The sequence below is a fragment of the Gammaproteobacteria bacterium genome (assembly GCA_016199745.1).
Classification (GTDB): domain Bacteria; phylum Pseudomonadota; class Gammaproteobacteria; order Acidiferrobacterales; family Sulfurifustaceae; genus JACQFZ01.
Genome location: JACQFZ010000043.1, coordinates 42,084 through 58,487 on the forward strand (window position 1 = coordinate 42,084; position 16,404 = coordinate 58,487).

At 56.7% G+C, this 16,404-nt stretch carries 11 protein-coding genes; all 11 read right to left on the reverse strand.

Annotation, left to right across the window (positions count from 1 at the left end; genetic code table 11):
* Positions 1-58: 58 nt before the first annotated feature.
* On the reverse strand, positions 59-2,503 hold the full coding sequence (locus HY308_10365; GenBank protein MBI3898684.1) for a biosynthesis protein PigD: 2,445 nt from the start codon (positions 2,501-2,503) through the stop codon (positions 59-61).
* Positions 2,504-2,513: 10 nt separating this feature from the next.
* Positions 2,514-5,288 carry a phosphoenolpyruvate synthase gene (locus HY308_10370; protein MBI3898685.1) on the reverse strand — a complete coding sequence of 925 codons (2,775 nt, stop codon included), beginning with the start codon at positions 5,286-5,288 and terminating at the stop codon, positions 2,514-2,516.
* The gene (locus tag HY308_10375) at positions 5,285-6,961 is read right to left on the reverse strand and encodes an NAD(P)-binding protein (protein ID MBI3898686.1); all 1,677 of its coding nucleotides are present in this window, start codon (positions 6,959-6,961) and stop codon (positions 5,285-5,287) included. The genes HY308_10370 and HY308_10375 overlap by 4 nt, the downstream gene beginning before the upstream one ends.
* A gap of 44 nt (positions 6,962-7,005) precedes the next feature.
* A complete protein-coding gene (locus HY308_10380) occupies positions 7,006-7,317 on the reverse strand; it encodes a RedY protein (protein ID MBI3898687.1) in 312 nt (103 codons plus the stop codon).
* A 6-nt stretch (positions 7,318-7,323) separates the two neighbouring features.
* Positions 7,324-8,583: a hypothetical protein gene (locus HY308_10385; GenBank protein ID MBI3898688.1), complete on the reverse strand. Its 1,260-nt coding sequence runs from the start codon at positions 8,581-8,583 to the stop codon at positions 7,324-7,326.
* A 10-nt stretch (positions 8,584-8,593) separates the two neighbouring features.
* Complete coding sequence (locus HY308_10390; protein MBI3898689.1) at positions 8,594-9,772, reverse strand: acyl-CoA/acyl-ACP dehydrogenase; 1,179 nt, start codon at positions 9,770-9,772, stop codon at positions 8,594-8,596.
* Positions 9,773-9,777: 5 nt separating this feature from the next.
* On the reverse strand, positions 9,778-12,489 hold the full coding sequence (locus HY308_10395) for a polyketide synthase (GenBank protein MBI3898690.1): 2,712 nt from the start codon (positions 12,487-12,489) through the stop codon (positions 9,778-9,780).
* On the reverse strand, positions 12,486-14,039 hold the full coding sequence (locus HY308_10400; GenBank protein MBI3898691.1) for an amino acid adenylation domain-containing protein: 1,554 nt from the start codon (positions 14,037-14,039) through the stop codon (positions 12,486-12,488). The genes HY308_10395 and HY308_10400 overlap by 4 nt, the downstream gene beginning before the upstream one ends.
* A 183-nt stretch (positions 14,040-14,222) precedes the next feature.
* Positions 14,223-15,824, reverse strand: a complete 1,602-nt coding sequence (locus tag HY308_10405; protein ID MBI3898692.1) for an aminotransferase class I/II-fold pyridoxal phosphate-dependent enzyme — start codon at positions 15,822-15,824, stop codon at positions 14,223-14,225.
* Positions 15,825-15,831: 7 nt separating this feature from the next.
* The gene (locus HY308_10410) at positions 15,832-16,089 is read right to left on the reverse strand and encodes an acyl carrier protein (GenBank protein ID MBI3898693.1); all 258 of its coding nucleotides are present in this window, start codon (positions 16,087-16,089) and stop codon (positions 15,832-15,834) included.
* Positions 16,090-16,283: 194 nt separating this feature from the next.
* Positions 16,284-16,404, reverse strand: a 121-nt coding sequence (locus tag HY308_10415; GenBank protein MBI3898694.1) for a transposase, incomplete at its 5' end; no start/stop codon positions are given.

The window sequence follows — 16,404 nt, forward strand, 5'->3', positions numbered from 1 at the left end:
TTACCCAAGCATCCCCGCGAAGGCGGGAATGACAAACAGGCAATTAATCAGAACTCCCTTAAGCTGTTTCCGCTTCGATCGACGATATGTCGTCGCTCACTGTCAACGCGTCGCGTTGCCATCCGGTCGCGGTCGCCAGGCTAAGACCGTCACCCTCGCTGTTATGCGACACGACTACGGAAAACAGATTAATGCAACCCCGCTTGAGCAATGCGGCCGTCAATATTTCCGAATCGAACGTGTTCAAGGTGCGGCAATTTACTTTCAGACCGGCAACCTCCCCCTCCCAATCATCCGAAAAAATGTTGACGAGTCGCATCTGTCGCGACGTCTGTTTAAACAGAATGCGTTCTTGATAGGTATTGATAATGGAATGGCCGCCGTTGAGGAAATAAAAAATGGTGATGTTCTTGTTCATCCGTTCCGGGTAATACAGCGCATTCTCCACGAAACAGGGCAGCACGTCCGGTACCAGTCCTTTGGCACCATCACCGACAAAAGCGAGGACATCGACCGGACTGGTGTACGCCACACTTAACGTGGCTTGCAACGCATCGCCCATCAATGCCCGTCCATACCAGCCGGAAAATCCGTGCCGGGTTCTGGCGATATTTCTAACAGCGGAGCTGCCACAACGGCCGACGTCATACATGCCCGTGTAATCGTAGTTGCGCTCGACGATCAACTTTTCTATCAACCCATTCAGGCGATGAAAGAAATAGTTCGGGCTCATCGGTATTTTCGGTAGCCGGCTCACCACATCCGATGGCGCGTCCGGTACGGCGTCCATGATCCGATAACGCCTATCTCTCAATGCCGGCGATACGTCGAGATGCGCATCGACGTATTCCAAGAACGCGCGATAGCTCATCACCAACGGATAATCCGCGAACGGCGCGATATGATCCGCATTGCTAGTCAGCTGCACAATATTCAGCTTGCGCGCAAGGCGCCCTTCGGAAAATGGTGTCGCAATTTGCGAAAGCTTGCTCTTGAGAAAGAACAAACATTGATCCGCGGTCGGATTGATTTTTTCGCGGGTATGAAGATAACTGTAAACGCGCGGACTATATCCGTATGCCGCCAATGTGCCGAGATAATTTCGGTTACGCTTCCCGTCAACGAACTTGGGAATCGAACCGGGGTGGATCAGCGAGTCGACCAGCGCGATCCCGGCACGATCGGCGATAGATAAACTAAGTTTCAGTTCCTCATCATTTATCGCACCGCACTGCCAAAGCAGCCGAGGAGGACCGTCGTTGATGATCCGCATCACCTCGTCGAGCACCGCCGACGTCGATCCTATCGCCGGGGGTAGACTAGTCGGTCGCGGACGACTACCCGGAAACGCCAAGTCGATATGACCGCTGGCATCCAGCACCGCTTGCGTAGCCAGGATCACAACCGGACCTTCATTGGCGTCGTAAAGCTCGGCCGCCTTCTGTAAGTCCTGCACCAGCCGATCGACGCTATCCAAGTAAACATGGGGGATGCGCCGAGCGCGCAGCACTTCGCGCGTATCCTCATCGCGCGACACGGTGCCTTGAAACGCAAACCACTGTTCGGCGCGGTTCTCGGCACAAACGATGAATCCCTTCGCACGCGCCTCGCGCAAGTTAGCCATCGTCCCTTTGAATTCATCGATCATGCCGCTAGTAACGATGATCACGAACGGTTTGCGGTACAACTGCCAGTTCGCCATCGCACCACAGGCCAAGCTGTGCTCACTGGGTCCGCGCAACATCAGTACACCACGCCGGCCGGCTTCCACTTCGAAATAGTTAATCAGGTTGGAAACGAGCGAACCGGTGTAATAAAAACCCAACCAATCCGCACCCGCTCGTTGCGACATGAATTCGATGAGCTTCGCCCCCAACGTATTGTTGGACACGGCCTTCGCCTGTGGCTTTACCAGGCGATTGGTATAGCTCAGTTCGAAAAAATCCATCCACAAGCACAACAACTCCGCCTGCAATAGCGATCGATCGTCCGGCAACACACAGTGGATGTACTCCATCGGTTGAAAATGAAGCTGCGTCTTTCGTTGTCGGGTAAATACAGCCGAGGCGAACTGCCGATAGAACAGAATCGACGACTGGCGCAAACGATCATAGAAAGCCGTCAGTTGTCGATCGATCTTCAACGAATCGATATCCGCCGCCAATGGATCGGCATAATCTACGCAAACTAAGCCGACCCGAAGCGGTTTGCCTAATTCGGCCGCAGACATATCAACGATTTTATTTACTGCGTGGTCGAGCGATTCGGCCTGAATCAACGCGATCGAAATGGGTTCCTCACTGATCCGCAAAAAGCGCAGCGCTTTCTCTCTGGCCTCACGATACACCGGCGACATTTCGGGCGGTGACAGCAAATAGTCGATGTCGGCGTGGATCGTCAGGCCCAGATGGGCCTGGTCGCACAGATCTTTCAACATTCCCACGAGCGCTTCAAAAAAGTAACGGCTACGCGTTACGGCGACGATGGCAATTGTCGTATCCATGGTCATGTCGTTACGGAAGAACCGCATGCGCGGACATGCCAATTCTTCGTTCCACATCAGTTGCCGGCACCGCCGGGTGTTTGCCGCGTTCTTCGATGCGCACGAGCCCGGCGTTGCCGTCCAGATAAATCAAATCGCCGGTGTTGATAGTTTGCGTGGCGGTTTTTGTGTTCACCACGGCGGGAATGCCGAATTCGCGCGAGACGATCGAGCTGTGCGATAACGTCGAACCCACATCCGCGACGACACCCGCGGCCAACACAAACAGCGGCGTCCACGACGCGTCGGTAAAGCGCGTCACCAGAATTTCACCGTGCTGAAACTCATCGATTTGCCGGTTCAAGTCGGTAATCACGCGCGCTCGCGCCACCGCCACACCCGGACTTGCACCGAGGCCAACTATCACGTTGACACCGCCGTCGACCGCGACCGTTGCGGTAGTCTCGCGTGTCGGTGTATAGCCACCGATGATTACCATCGGTGGCTCCTTGCTGTGCCTATTCACCAGGTGCTGGCGCCGGTTGCGCTCGATCAGCGCTTTCGAGAACGCCTCCGCGGCCGACTTCTTCCCGGAAACGTAGGTCCGGAATTCGTTGAAATCGATATAGGGCAGATCGCTCACAGCGACGACGCCTTGCCGCTCCAATCGGCTAAGCACCTCGACGATGATCTTTCGATAAAACCAGGTATGCGCAATGAACGTGGGCCGCACGGCTTCCCGGCGTTCCGCATTTTTGCCATAAGCCGAGACGATGAGCTTGAACAAAACGCGTATCTTGAACGGCAACTTGGCCAATAATTGTGCGGTATCTTTTTCTCTCGCCGCATCAGTTGCGCCAAGCTGCGCTTCAATCCGAACTTCCTTGGCGAGATACAAGCGAATCACCTGCAGAATATAGGTAGGGTCGTCGCTCCAACGTGGGATGCTCAATTCGAACTCTTGCCGTGCACGCGTACCGAATTCTTTCAGGAACGGCGCCAACGCTTCCGCCAGGAATGCGTGACCTTCGTTATCACGTTCCAACGTCTCGATCAGATCGTCGGTACTCGTATCCAGGAACAACTGTCGCAACGCGGGCGACGCATTGACCGTCTCGGTCAATGCGACTATTCCACGAGTCACTTCAATCGTCCGAAGATTATTCATCGCCGCCTTGATGCGGTTCTGCAATCCCTGTCCTTCGCCGTTGAGCCACTTACTGCACAGCTCGGTCAGCGCGTCGTATAGCGCGAACGACTGTAGAAAAAACGGCATGTAGGCGGCGCTTCCGATCAGAAAAAAATGGTCGACGCGTTTCAGTTCCGCATCGAGCGCTGACAGGCTCATGGCGTCGAGATTCAGCCCGCGGAAACGCGCCGTCTCGCGCTCGCGCAACACCAGCATTTTCCTCACCGTGCGACCGGCGGTGAGCATGTTGCGAAGCTGAATCACCAACCAATACAGACCGCTTTTCAAATACCGAAATCCGGAAATGGGCGTGCCGTAAGGATTGACGTAAGCCGATAAATCCACCTCGTCATTGGCATAACGTTGGGTGAATTTCATCGGCTCATGCGTTGGCGGGCACTGCGTCAGCAAGTGCGCCGACGCGGAGATGTTCAAATACACGTGCCCCTGAAGGTAACCCATGTAGTGTTGCGAGTTGCCGATATCGCGCAGCCCCATCGTCTTCACCGACGGGCCGTGAATATGGTGCTGATAGAACCGGCAGAACGAAAGGCCGAGCGGTGTCATCAAGCCGGTCACGATCTCGCCGGTATCCAAACGCGAGAACATCGCCTGGTCGCGAATGCGCGGATCGGTTTCCTCGGCATCGGCATAAATCTTCGCGCCCGGCTTCGACGCCGTTATCGTGATCGGCCGCGCCTGCAAGATCCAAATTTTTTCGTCCTTGATCGCCCACTCGATATCGACGTCCTGACCATAATGTTTGCGAATCGCGTCGGCTTGAACGGCAAGCTCGATCGCCTTGGCATTGGTCAACGTTCTCGCCGAAACCCACTGCGGCGGCGTTTCCTGCGTCACGACACCGCCGGCAAGTCCGGGCGCGGACATCGTCCATTTTTGCCGCACCGAACAATCCGCGACCGCAAAGTGGTCGCTGCGCACGACATAGGTGTCGGTCGACACTTTTCCCGCGACCACGCCCTCGCCCACACCCCAGCACGATTCAATAATCGTGCGCGTGGAATCGCCGTCGATAGGATCAGCAGTGAACAAAACGCCAGCGACATCGGCGTCGACCATCGCCTGTATGACAACGGCGATGCCGGTCTTGCTGTCGGCAGCCGCGCCCGCCACCGCTTGGTGACGACGATAAGTTTGCGCACGCCGATCCCACAACGAACCCCAAATGCGCTTTACGCTGTCTACCACAGCGCACGCATCCTTCACGTACAGGAAACTGTCGAACTGTCCGGCGAACGAACGCAACGCGCCATCTTCATCGACCGCGGAAGAACGTACCGCTACCGACTCGCCGCCGATCGCTTGATAGACATCGACAATAGCGTGTCGAAGGTCGAAAGGAATTTCCGCTTGTTCGATGCGGCGGCGAATCTCTGCATGGGTATCGAGATCGAATGAACTCAAGCCGTCGATCCAGCGTTCAATCCCCGATGTCTTCAAAAACATTTGGTAAGCGTCGGCAGTGACGCAATACGCCCGCGGCACCGAAAATCCCGCGCGAACTAATGTGTTGAGCGATTTTCCCTTACCGCCAAGACGTTCGACGCTGTCATCGGCGGTTCCAGTAATTTCTACTACGTAACGACCGCTGTTCATGGGATTAGCTGCTCGGAATCAACTCCTTGTTGGAGCGGGATGTGTCCCGATTCACGCGTCATATGTTCTTCCGCCTGTGCCGCCGCGCTGCATCCCGCCGCAATCGCACTTTCGAGATTGCCGATGCCGATGCTGTCCTGGTTGGCAAAAAAGATACCTCGGTGCGGATGCGACGCGCGCACAAACACGTCGTCTTTCATCTGACCCCGCTTGGCGATCACCAAGCTACGCGGCCAACGCCAGATCTTGATGTCCTGAATCAGGTCGGTGGCAATCCCCATCGCCTGCAACAATTCACACGCTTCCAAATAAGTAGATCGCTGCAAGTCGTCAAACGTCGATAGCGTCAGCTTGCCTTGGTCCGCCTCGCGCGCGACCGGTTTGAGCAGCGTTAGCACACCGATGTCGTCAGTGCAGGCGCTGTCCATCCAGTTCGCCACCAAACACGCGCCGCTGCGACACCAGTCGTTGGGATATTTGCCGGTGACATGGGTTTCGATGAGATAACCCCCGAAATATTTTTTTGCAGCCGCTTTCTCAAGAAACACGTTGGCCATGCAATAGTCACGATGCTCGATTTGCCCGATCGCTTGGCGCTGACCCGCCGGTAAATCGTCGATGGCTTGCAGCGCGGAAAATTTCGGTGCCGCCCAAATCACGCTGCCGGCGGATACTGTCAAACGTTGACCGTCTTGCTCAAAATAAATTTGATATCGAGCACCGTCGTGTTGCACCGCATCGACACGTGCGTTCTTCTTAAGTGCGCATTGCGATCGGCAACCGAGCCGTTCCTGCAAGCGCTCGGTGATTAGTCCGTTGCCGCCGGGGAAACTAACCAACGATCCATAGAGATAGCCGATTAGAAAATAAAGCCCGACATAACCGGAAACTTCTCGGGCGGAAAGACATTCCGCCCGCAACGTCGTCTCGACCGCATCTTCCACCAACTTGCCGAAACGACCCGTCGGCGCTAACGATCGCGGCAATCGCGCACGCGCATCTTGATCGAACAACAACTCGTGCAGCGATATCGAATCCAACTGCTCCATGTCCTGTCGACGCCAGCGACCGTCTTCTCGCCAGGGTAGTGCTGGATACCGGTCTGACCCCGGCTTGAATCGATCGAGATAGGCAAACAGCGCCGCGAACGTTGGATCGCCCAGTTTCTTTGATGCAGCAATGAGCTTGCGCCTGGCGATGGCACTGTAGATAAGGTTGACGGTGAGACCGTAAATACCCGGATTCAACAATGCCGCAGGGCGCTTCAATAGCCCCATCACCACTTCATCCATCGAGCCGAGCAATCGCCGTGTGTCAAAAATCGCCAACATGTCGGCGTCGCCGGCCACCCGCCAGGTGTTCCAAAGATCGAGGTCGCGCAGCAGCGTCGCTACTTCACCGTCATTAGTGGGGAGCTGAAAACAGGTGCCGCCGATCGCAAAGCGCAGCCCATTGCGGTATTCCGTGCGCGCATTACCACCCAACTCCGTCCCCTGATCGAGCAGCAACACGGATCGATTTTGAATTTTCCAAGCGGCAGTGAGTCCCGAAACACCGCCGCCGACGACAACGACGTCATACTCACCGAGGGCGCGCCCCTGCCGGCTGCTGGGAGAACCGAAGGGCCTGCCTGCCGGCTCGAATTGTGTGGTGGGAAGCGCGTTAATTTTCATTGTTAACCCTCGGCAAACTCGATTCTTGGAAATGCATCAGCCCACTACAATTGCCGGTACCCCGGCGGAATCGGATCACAGATTATTTGTTCGCTGACGTCCGCCATTTGCGAAAAGCGCGCGACCAACGATTGGAACAATGGAGTTCGCATGTCTTTTTCAAAATCCGACCAGGAACTTATCTGAACGATCTCGAGAAAATCGCAGTCTCCGCCGCGTTCCACACGTTGCATGTGAAAGCCCATAACACTCGGCAAATTATGGCAGGCGGCGTAGTCCACCTCTTTGACCCATTTGACGAACTCGTCGGCGCAAGCCGTGTCTTTCAGTTTGATTTTGTCGATGACAATCAACATGGTGATTTACCTCGTCTCGTCGCCGAGCGCTGTCGTCGGAAAAACACAAAACGGATTGATGGCGCGGCGATAGCGAAACGAGATAGTCGGCGTTTGCGCCGGCTCGCCGACGCGGGCGAGGAACCAAATCTCGTCGAGTACCTGCAACAGTTGTTGCAACTGAGCGCGGATGTCGTCGTGCTGCAGAACAACGCTCACGGGATGTAACGCCAAACCGTTTTCCGTCGCTGCCAGCCACAACGCGAGCATCGATTCTCCGGCGAGGAATTGTCGTTCGGCGTAATCCGCAATGCTCCGCACAACTCCCTGTGCTCCCGGGAGAGGATTAACAACAAGCGAGCCGTTGCTCGCTGCCTGAGCGCTTTGTTCGATCGACGAGGGAGAATATGTTAGGTAATAAACGGCGGCGCTATGTGCGACCAAATCGCCGAGTTGTCGAGCGATTCGCCGAGCAACTCCCAAGCGCACGGAAACCGGCATGAACACCGGCGCCAACAACCCGCGGTACCAGGCTCGCTTCCACGCCGGCATCGGTCCCAGTAATTGCTGAATATTGAAACCGATGTCATCTACCTCACCGGTGCGCTCGGAGAAGTCGATGTGGCGATAGCTCTCGGCCCACGCGCGTCGATCGCTGAAATCACGCTCGGCGTGGCGGGCAACGAATTCAGCGAGTCGTTTTACATCTTGTCGCTGATCGCGCTTATGCCATGTGCATGCATCGTCCGTCGACAGCCGATACGGCAACACCGATCCAGCATCAGTCGGTAGCATGCACACCGAGGAAATTCGATAGCGACCACGCAACGTTTTGCGTTGCTGTGCCAAACGCAGAAGATAATCGAGTTGAGCAGGTTGTTCCGAAATCAGTTGTTCGTTGATAAAAAATACCGCGAGCGGCTCACATGTCGAAAATTTTTGTGCCCCCATCGCCGTAGCAGGCGCCCACCCCTGCGAAAATAGCTGGACCGCAACATCGATTCCCTGTAAGCGCAGAAAGTTATGAAACAGCGCGGCAAAACCACCGACGCTCATGCGCATTTCTCTTTTTAAACTGAGCAATGCCGATAACGATCTGGTCTGATCGATACCCAACACCAATGCGTTACGCCATTCAAAAGGAACGACTGGGGACGGCTGAACGTGTTCGGTGTAGAACCGCTGATTGCACCCGATCAGCGACCACGGCTGACAGTTATGCGATGACGGCGCCAGGCTGGCCCATTCGGCAGCACGCCGTATCTTTGTCGCGATAACGTCGGTCATCAATGACCCCTTACATCGTCGCCGGCTTGCGCCGGCGCACCGCCGCCGTTCGCAGCTGGCGAGCAAGATTGTTTTTCAAAACCTCGGTCGTGCCGGAGAAGATTGTGGACGGTAAAGAGTTGCGCAATTGCCGTTCGATCTCGCCGGTCAACACGCCGTAGGCGCCGTGGATTTGCAAAGCGTCAAGCCCGTTCTGCACGGCGCCGTCCGACGCCAACAGCTTCGCCATCGCCGAGCTGATGGGATGCGACTTGCCTTGGTCGAGATGCCACGCGGCTTTGTGAACCGCGAGCCGCGCGGTTTCGAGGCGCAAGTACATGGCGACCAGCTTGTGGCCAATGGCTTGATGGTCGCCAATCGCTTGGCCGAATTGTTGGCGCGATTCGCTGCGCGCCAACGTCAGATCGAACTGGCGCTGCATAAGACCCAGGTAGAGCGCGAACAAACAAGTGCGCTCCCATTCCATCGATGCCTGGAACACGGCACCGCCACTACCCTCGGCACCGATACGATCGTGTTCGCCGATCCAAACGTCGTCGAACACGATATCGCCCATGGCGGTGGTGCGCAGGCCGACCTTTTCGTGCGCCGTGGCGCTGACGGTCACGCCGGGTGCGTGCCGATCCAAGATGAAGGTGCTGAGATCGAAAAAATTTCCGTTATCGGCAGTACGCGCGTGCACGATCAGGAAATCGGCGACCGGCGCGTTGGTGATATAAGTTTTTTGACCACGCAGACGGTAGCCATCTGCTTCTTTGACGGCACGCGTCTGTATCGCGAATACGTCCGAGCCGACGTCGATTTCGGTGACAGCATGTGCGCCGATCAAACCTTGCGCTCGGATCTTGGGCAACCAACGCCGCGATAGCTCGTCGCCGCCGTAGCTAACCAGTGGATGGATACACGCGCACAGATGCGCGGCAAACGCGAATACCAATCCCGTATCCAAGCAGTGCTCGCCCAACGCTTCCAGCGCCACTGCCGTATCCAACGCGCCATACCCGCGCCCGCCGAACGACTCGGGCACGAGCAAAGCATCGAGACCGTGTGCGCTCAACACCTTCCAAAGATCGCGCGAGAACACACCGTCGGCGTCGCGCTGCGTCAGATGGGGATCGACGAGCTGCAGGCACACCTGCGCAATCTCTTGGCGAATGTCTTGTTGTTTTTTGCTGTAGGCGAAATCCATCGGCGTTATTCGCGATATGCTTCCAGTAACAAATGAAAGTTGATCCCGCCGGTACCGAAAGCATTAATCGCCGCGCGCTTCGGGCGCTCGGCGTTAAAAGACCATGCTTGGTTTTCCTTTAGGACGTCGAAGTTCTTTGTATCGAGCGCCAGCACCGGATTGATCTCTCCGCGAATCACATTGGCGGGATAGCAATCCTGCTCCATCGCCAGCAGCACTTTATGGACGCTGGCCATGCCGGCTGCGGCGAAGCAATGGCCGAAGCGGGTTTTGAGCGCGCCCAATTTCAGCACCTGATCGGAACCGCGCGGATAGACGTCGGCTAACGATTGAATTTCGATCTCATCGCCGATAGTCGTACCGGTGCCGTGGGTCTCGACGTAGTCGACGGCATCGGATTCATACGCGACTTGAGCGAATGCCCGCGTCATCGACTTGACCTGCCCCGCTACATTCGGCGCGATGACTGATTTGCTTTCAGTACAACTGCCAACGGCGTTGAGCACACCGTGAATCCGCTGACCAGTGCGCTTAGCATCCGCGAGCCGGGTTAGCACCAGCGTTCCGGCGCCGTCGCCCGGCGTAAAGCCGGTGGCTTGATCGGTGAAGGTGGCGATCAGGTCCGGCGCCAACATGCGCTGCGATGAGCACAGACATAAGTCGGTTATGTTGACGGGCAGTTCCACGCCTGTCACCAACGCCAAGTCGCAGCGACCGGAACGCAAGCGGTTCATGGCAAGCTCAATGGCCGCCAGCGAACCAGCGCACGCCGCCTCGACGGCGACATAGCTCGCCGGCGCACCGAACTGCTCGGCGACTTGCCGGCTAATACCGCTAGCAGCCAGATGTTCGAGATCGAGTGATGTGGGCAACTGTTGCGCGAGCGCACGCTCAACGGCACGTAGTCCGGCGTCGACGTCGGCCGCGGGCAACTGCAACTCATCGGCGGTTTCATACAGAAGGTCTTCGAACTTTCCGTAGAGAAATTTGAACGCCGCCTGTTTTTCCTGCTCCAGCGTCAGGTTGGATGCCGTCACTGCCAGGACACGTAACGGCCACTTCACCAAATTGGCCAACGCGCCCACGCCCTGCGCCGCTTCGCGCGCCGCCGCGCGCGCAGCCACATGAGCGGCGCTATGACAGCTGTCGTCCGATAATTGCCGAGCGATCCGTCCGATATCCAGCGTCGAGGCACGCTGCACGTAGTAACTGGCTGGCTCAGCGGGATCGGGATGCCAATAAATCTCCGGCTTGAAGTACGCCGAACGCAGCTCACTAAAACACTCGTCGTTACTCGTTAATCGTTGCCAATATTCCTGCAAGCCGACGGCCTTGCCATAACAGCCGCCCAGACCGATGACGGCAATGCCCTGAGCTTCATTTGTGGATCCGTTCAGAGGAACATATGAAGGTTCCGAACACGTCGGGAGCGATGGAACCGTCGCGGAGAAATCGCTGCCGAGCTTGATCGCAAACCCGTTCCCGTGCAGACCGATGCCGGCCACTAAGGTGCTGACGCGTTCCTGGTCGATGGCGATGACCTGCCGTGGAATTATTAAATTCGACCACTTGGAAAATCGGCTCGACACGTCGTCATGCGGCGCTACCGACGGTGGGATTTGTCGGTGTTGAATGACCAATAAAGCTTTAATAAACGATGCGAATACGCTCGCAGCATAGGTGTACCCGGTGACGCTTTGGGCCGCGCCGACATAGCAAGCGCCGTCATTCGTCGAACCACGGGTCGCGGCGATACTGGACAGCCAATCGGCAAAACCCGCCTCTCCGCGATTACGGACCGTATCTATATATAAGAGTGACGGGTCGCTAAGCGGCGCTTTCCATGGGCTGACGTCACCAGCGCTGTCATTGCCGGGCAACGGCGCCGAATAGGCGGTATCGATGTAGGCTAATGCCTTCGACTCCGGTCGTTCGCAGGCCTTCAGCACCACCGCACACACGCCCTCACCGAAACCACCGACACCGTCCGCACTAAACGGCGCACCACACCGCGATACATCGACCCCCTGCTTTGCCAACACCTCCAGCATCAACGGTGATTCCAACCGCTGTCCGCCGATAATAAGCACCGCCTTGGCGCGGCGCTGCTGCAAGGCGTCGATCGCACTGATAAACGCCTCGATGCCACCGCTGTCGAGCGACTCCAGCGCCATTGCCCGGCCACGCAACTTGAAATAAGCAGCGATCCGCGCCGGGATTGTGCTCGCCATCTCGCCGACCTTGTCGTGCGACGTGGCAGTGAAGGCGTGCTGTAGTTTTTTCTTGATCTGCGCGGTAATCCGCGGGCGCAATGCCGGATCGAGTGGCGTCGCAAATTCCACAGCCAGTTGCTGACCGAACAAACGTGCATAATTTTCATAAGCGCGGTTCAGGCCGAAGCCCGTGCAAAAAATAACGTCGGTGAGTTCAGCATCGATCTCCCCCTGTTCCAGCCCGGCTTGCGTCAACGCTTGCTGCGCGACCTCGAACAAATGCAACTGAATCTCGTTGATGGAATCTCGGTAAATCGGTGGCACGTTGAATTGCCCATAACTAGCCCTGGGCTGATCGATACGTTGAACATTCGTACGGGAATCGTGCCACGGAGAGTGTTCGACAAATCGTTGCCAAAGCTCATCGAGATTGTTGGCTCCGGCAAAACGGCAGGCCACTCCCGTCACGGCAACACGGGGAACACCGGCAGATGCCACCGTCATGAGAGCGCACCCGCTGGCGCGCCATCCACCAGCGCGCGGTAGTCGATCTTGCCGTTGGGATTTTTTGGCAACACCGGAAGCGCGCCGACGTTATGCGGGATCATGTATTTCGGCAGATGCTCGGCGCAGAACGACTTGAGCTCGGCAACGGATATCTTGGTGTCAACGCCGCGGGTGGCGATGTATGCGATCAGCCGCGTCGTTTGTTTTTGCTCGGCGACGACGGCGACTTCCTGAATCTGCGGGTGCGTCGCCAACACCGCTTCGATCTCGCCGAGCTCGATGCGAAAGCCATTGAGCTTCAACATGCGGTCGATGCGGCCGTGATAAACGAGCTCGCCGTTTTCGTAACGGCCGAGATCGCCGGTGGCGTGACAGTTATGTCGATGGTTGTCGCCGTTCTTCGGATCCTCGCGATGCCAATAGCCCGGCGTCACGCATGCGCCCGCCACCCAGATCTCGCCAAGCTGATCGCTTTCCGGAGGCAAGATGTCGCCGGCGTCGTCTTGTAGCCAAACCTGGGTCTGATCGATCGGCCGGCCGATCGGCACCGGCGCGGTCCGCTGCAAGTCCGGCGGCGTCACCTTGTAATACAGGCACACGTTGGTCTCGGTGGGGCCATAGAAGTTATACAAATCGCACGTTACCGGCAGACAACGCGCCAACGTGCTCAAGGTCGGCATCGGCATAGTTTCGCCGGCGAATATGACACGCCGTAATCGCAATGGCTCGATGCGTTCCCAGATCCGCGCGCGTGTCATCAATGCCAACATCGACGGCACGGTATAAAGCACGGTGATGCCGTGCGTCTGCAAAATTTCTTCGAGCCGTCCGATAGTTTGCGTATCCGCCTCATGCGTCACGTAAACAGCGGCGCCGTGTCGCAGACTCACGAACAAATCGAAGGTGCTCAAGTCGAAATTGAAACTGGCGATATTTAGAAAAGTGTCTTGCGACGTCAGCGACAATTCGCGCCCGCACCACTCGACGAAGTTGGCAAGATTGCCCCGACTCAGTTGCACGCCCTTCGGCTGACCCGTCGAACCGGAGGTGTATAAGATGGCGGCGATACGGTCGGCGGAAACGTCGCGGGGTTCCGGCAGTTCTATGGGTTCGGCGGATAAAGCATCGAACGAAAGCACTGTGACGCGAGGATCCTCGCTCACGTGCACGCTCGGCTCAGCGAACACCAGAATGCTCTCGATAAAATCCGGCACACCCACCGCTGCAAGCGCGTCATAGTGCGCTGCGTCGAGCAATAACGCGCGTGGGCGGCAGTCTTCAAGGATGCGCCGTGCGCGCGATAGCGGCTGCGCATCGTCCAGTGGAACGTAGACACCACTGGCATAGAGCACCGCCAATATCGACAACGCGTAGTCGTTGCTTTTGGCCATCCAGATAGCCACACGCTCACCGGCGAATTCAGCGAGATACCGGTTGGCCACACCGCTCACCCAGCCGGCGGCCTGACGATAACTGACGCCGCCATCGGCTAATAGAAAGGCGCGATTCGGTGTTGAGCGAGCGTAGTGCGTTAGTGGAAGATGCATTAGTAATGGTCGTCTCTAGGTTCCAACCGTTGTCATTCCCGCGATCGCTCTTGCGCATCCCTACGCCGGCGAGTCGCGCCTCCTGCGCAGCAAGGCGGGAATCCATGCAACTTCGCTTACACCCCTATGGATTCCCGCCTACGCGGGAATGACCGAGGGGAAATTTCCTGAGCATTCCGGGTTTCAGTTAACTTCCAGAAGTCGCGTCTCACACGCCACCTCGATCAGAATGTCGACCGCTTGATCGAGATCCTCGCGCGTATGTGACGTCAGCACACTGATGCGCAATCGCGCCTCGCCGACCGCAACACCGGGGAACACCACCGTTTGGCAAAATAAACCGCGGCGACGCACGGCGCGGCCGAACGTCATTGCTTTTTGTTCGTCGCCGATGGCGACGGGAATGATCGCGCTGTCACTCTGTTCGGTGTCGAAACCTTGCTGCTGCAACGCCGTGCGCAGATAACGAATGTTCGACCACAGCTTTTCGATGCGCTCGGGTTCTTGCTGCAAAATCTCGATCGACGTAATCAAACCGGCGGCAACGTGCGCCGGGATCGCCGCAGCGAACACGTACGCATTCGCATAGAAACGCAGATAATCGATCACGTCGCGATTGCCGACGACGAAGCCGCCCATACCGGCCAGCGCTTTACTCAGCGTGCCGACTTCCAGATCGACGGCTCCCTTTAACCCGAAGTGCTCCGCTGTACCCGAACCGCGCTCGCCGAGCACGCCGGTCGCGTGCGCATCGTCGATCAGCAAGCGCGCGTTGTACTGCTTGGCCAGGCGAATCATGTCCGGCAACTTGGCGATGTCGCCGTGCATGCTGAACACGCCGTCGGCCACAATGAGTTTGCCTCCGGGCCTATCGGCCGCGCGCTGCAAAACTTGCTCCAACGAATCCATGTCGTTGTGAGAATAAATCCGCCGAGCAGCGCCGGCCAACTTGGCGCCGTCCTGAATACTCATGTGGTTGTAGACATCGCTGATGACGACGTCGTTCGGACCGAGCAACGCCGACAACACGCCAACGTTGGCGGAATAGCCGGACGGGAACACGATGCAATCGTCTCGTCCTTTGAGCGCGGCGAGCTTGGCTTCCAGTTCTTTGTGCAACGCGCTGGTGCCGCCGATCAACCGCGAACCAGTATGAGTGGCGCCGAATTTTTTTGCGGCATCGCCGATCGCCTGAATAACGCGCGGATCGTTCGCCAAGTCCAGATAGTTGTTGGAGGCGAACATCAGAAACTCGCGCTCTTGGCCGGCATGCTCGTCGAAAATGACGGCGCGGTTGGCGCTACGGTCTTTCGCCGCCATGCCGTACCAGAACAGTCCCTGGCTCGTGCGATCTTTTAGAAATGGTGCAAAACGCTCGACTTTCGCGAACAAATCAGCACCGCCATCGCCAACGAAATCGCGTATCGTTAGTCGGTCGTAGTCGGCTGGCACCGTAACCGCGGAATCGACATCGTTGTCGCTTTGGCGCACGGCACTCGACGGAAACCAGCGATACCACGCTTCCTCGCCAAGCTCGTACTTGCCAAATTTTTCAATCAGCATGTTCAGCGTTTCTACACCCTGCGTGGTCACCGGCTGCGGTACCGTGAACATCTTGTTCAGTTCGGCGGCGATGGCGGCGATCATGATCGAGTCGATACCAAGGTCTTCCTGCAACAAAGCGGACGGAATCAACTCATCTTCCGAATACTTCGAAAATGTTTTTACGACCTCGCGGATAAGTCGCTCCTTTTTCTTGCGCGACCCGACATCTGCCTCGACCATTTTATTATTACTCCATCAGCGCCAAGCGGTTGATCAATTGCTCCAGCTTCACAACACTATGAAAATTTTCCGGATGTATCTCCCGCAACGGAATACGTACGTTGAATTCGGACAATACAAAATCGACCACGTCGAACACCGACGCCGAGTCGAGAATGTTCAGGTCCATCAGCGGTGTATCAACCGATAGGTCGGCGTGACCGTCAAGAAAACTGAGCGAGATGAAATTCAGTATTTTCTGGGAACGGTCGTTAAGATTGAGCACGATCTACTCCTTTCGGTGGATCATAATGGTGCACAAATCTAGCGGCGACAAGTTGCACTCTCGTTACAGATGCCGTGTCATCAACTTCATTGACAGCAAAATGACAGTGAATTGACATAGAGTTGACAGGTTATAGTCCGATTCGATGGCATGAAAAATTTTTATCTTCGTTTCTTCTTAGGGCGTGTCACCAATTACGCCAACCACACCCAAATAGCCGCACAATAAATACCCGCCAGGAAGTTACGCGCCCGTTTGTCATAGCGCGTGGCAACGGCGCGGAATTGTTTGAGTTTGGCAAAGAAGTTTTCGATG

Excerpts from the sequence above, each read along its gene's own strand:
- HY308_10365 (MBI3898684.1), bottom strand. The coding sequence starts at position 2,503 with ATGGATACGACAATTGCCATCGTCGCCGTAACGCGTAGCCGTTACTTT.
- HY308_10370 (MBI3898685.1), bottom strand. The coding sequence starts at position 5,288 with ATGAACAGCGGTCGTTACGTAGTAGAAATTACTGGAACCGCCGATGAC.
- HY308_10375 (MBI3898686.1), bottom strand. The coding sequence starts at position 6,961 with ATGAAAATTAACGCGCTTCCCACCACACAATTCGAGCCGGCAGGCAGG.
- HY308_10380 (MBI3898687.1), bottom strand. The coding sequence starts at position 7,317 with ATGTTGATTGTCATCGACAAAATCAAACTGAAAGACACGGCTTGCGCC.
- HY308_10385 (MBI3898688.1), bottom strand. The coding sequence starts at position 8,583 with ATGACCGACGTTATCGCGACAAAGATACGGCGTGCTGCCGAATGGGCC.
- HY308_10390 (MBI3898689.1), bottom strand. The coding sequence starts at position 9,772 with ATGGATTTCGCCTACAGCAAAAAACAACAAGACATTCGCCAAGAGATT.
- HY308_10395 (MBI3898690.1), bottom strand. The coding sequence starts at position 12,489 with ATGACGGTGGCATCTGCCGGTGTTCCCCGTGTTGCCGTGACGGGAGTG.
- HY308_10400 (MBI3898691.1), bottom strand. The coding sequence starts at position 14,039 with ATGCATCTTCCACTAACGCACTACGCTCGCTCAACACCGAATCGCGCC.
- HY308_10405 (MBI3898692.1), bottom strand. The coding sequence starts at position 15,824 with ATGGTCGAGGCAGATGTCGGGTCGCGCAAGAAAAAGGAGCGACTTATC.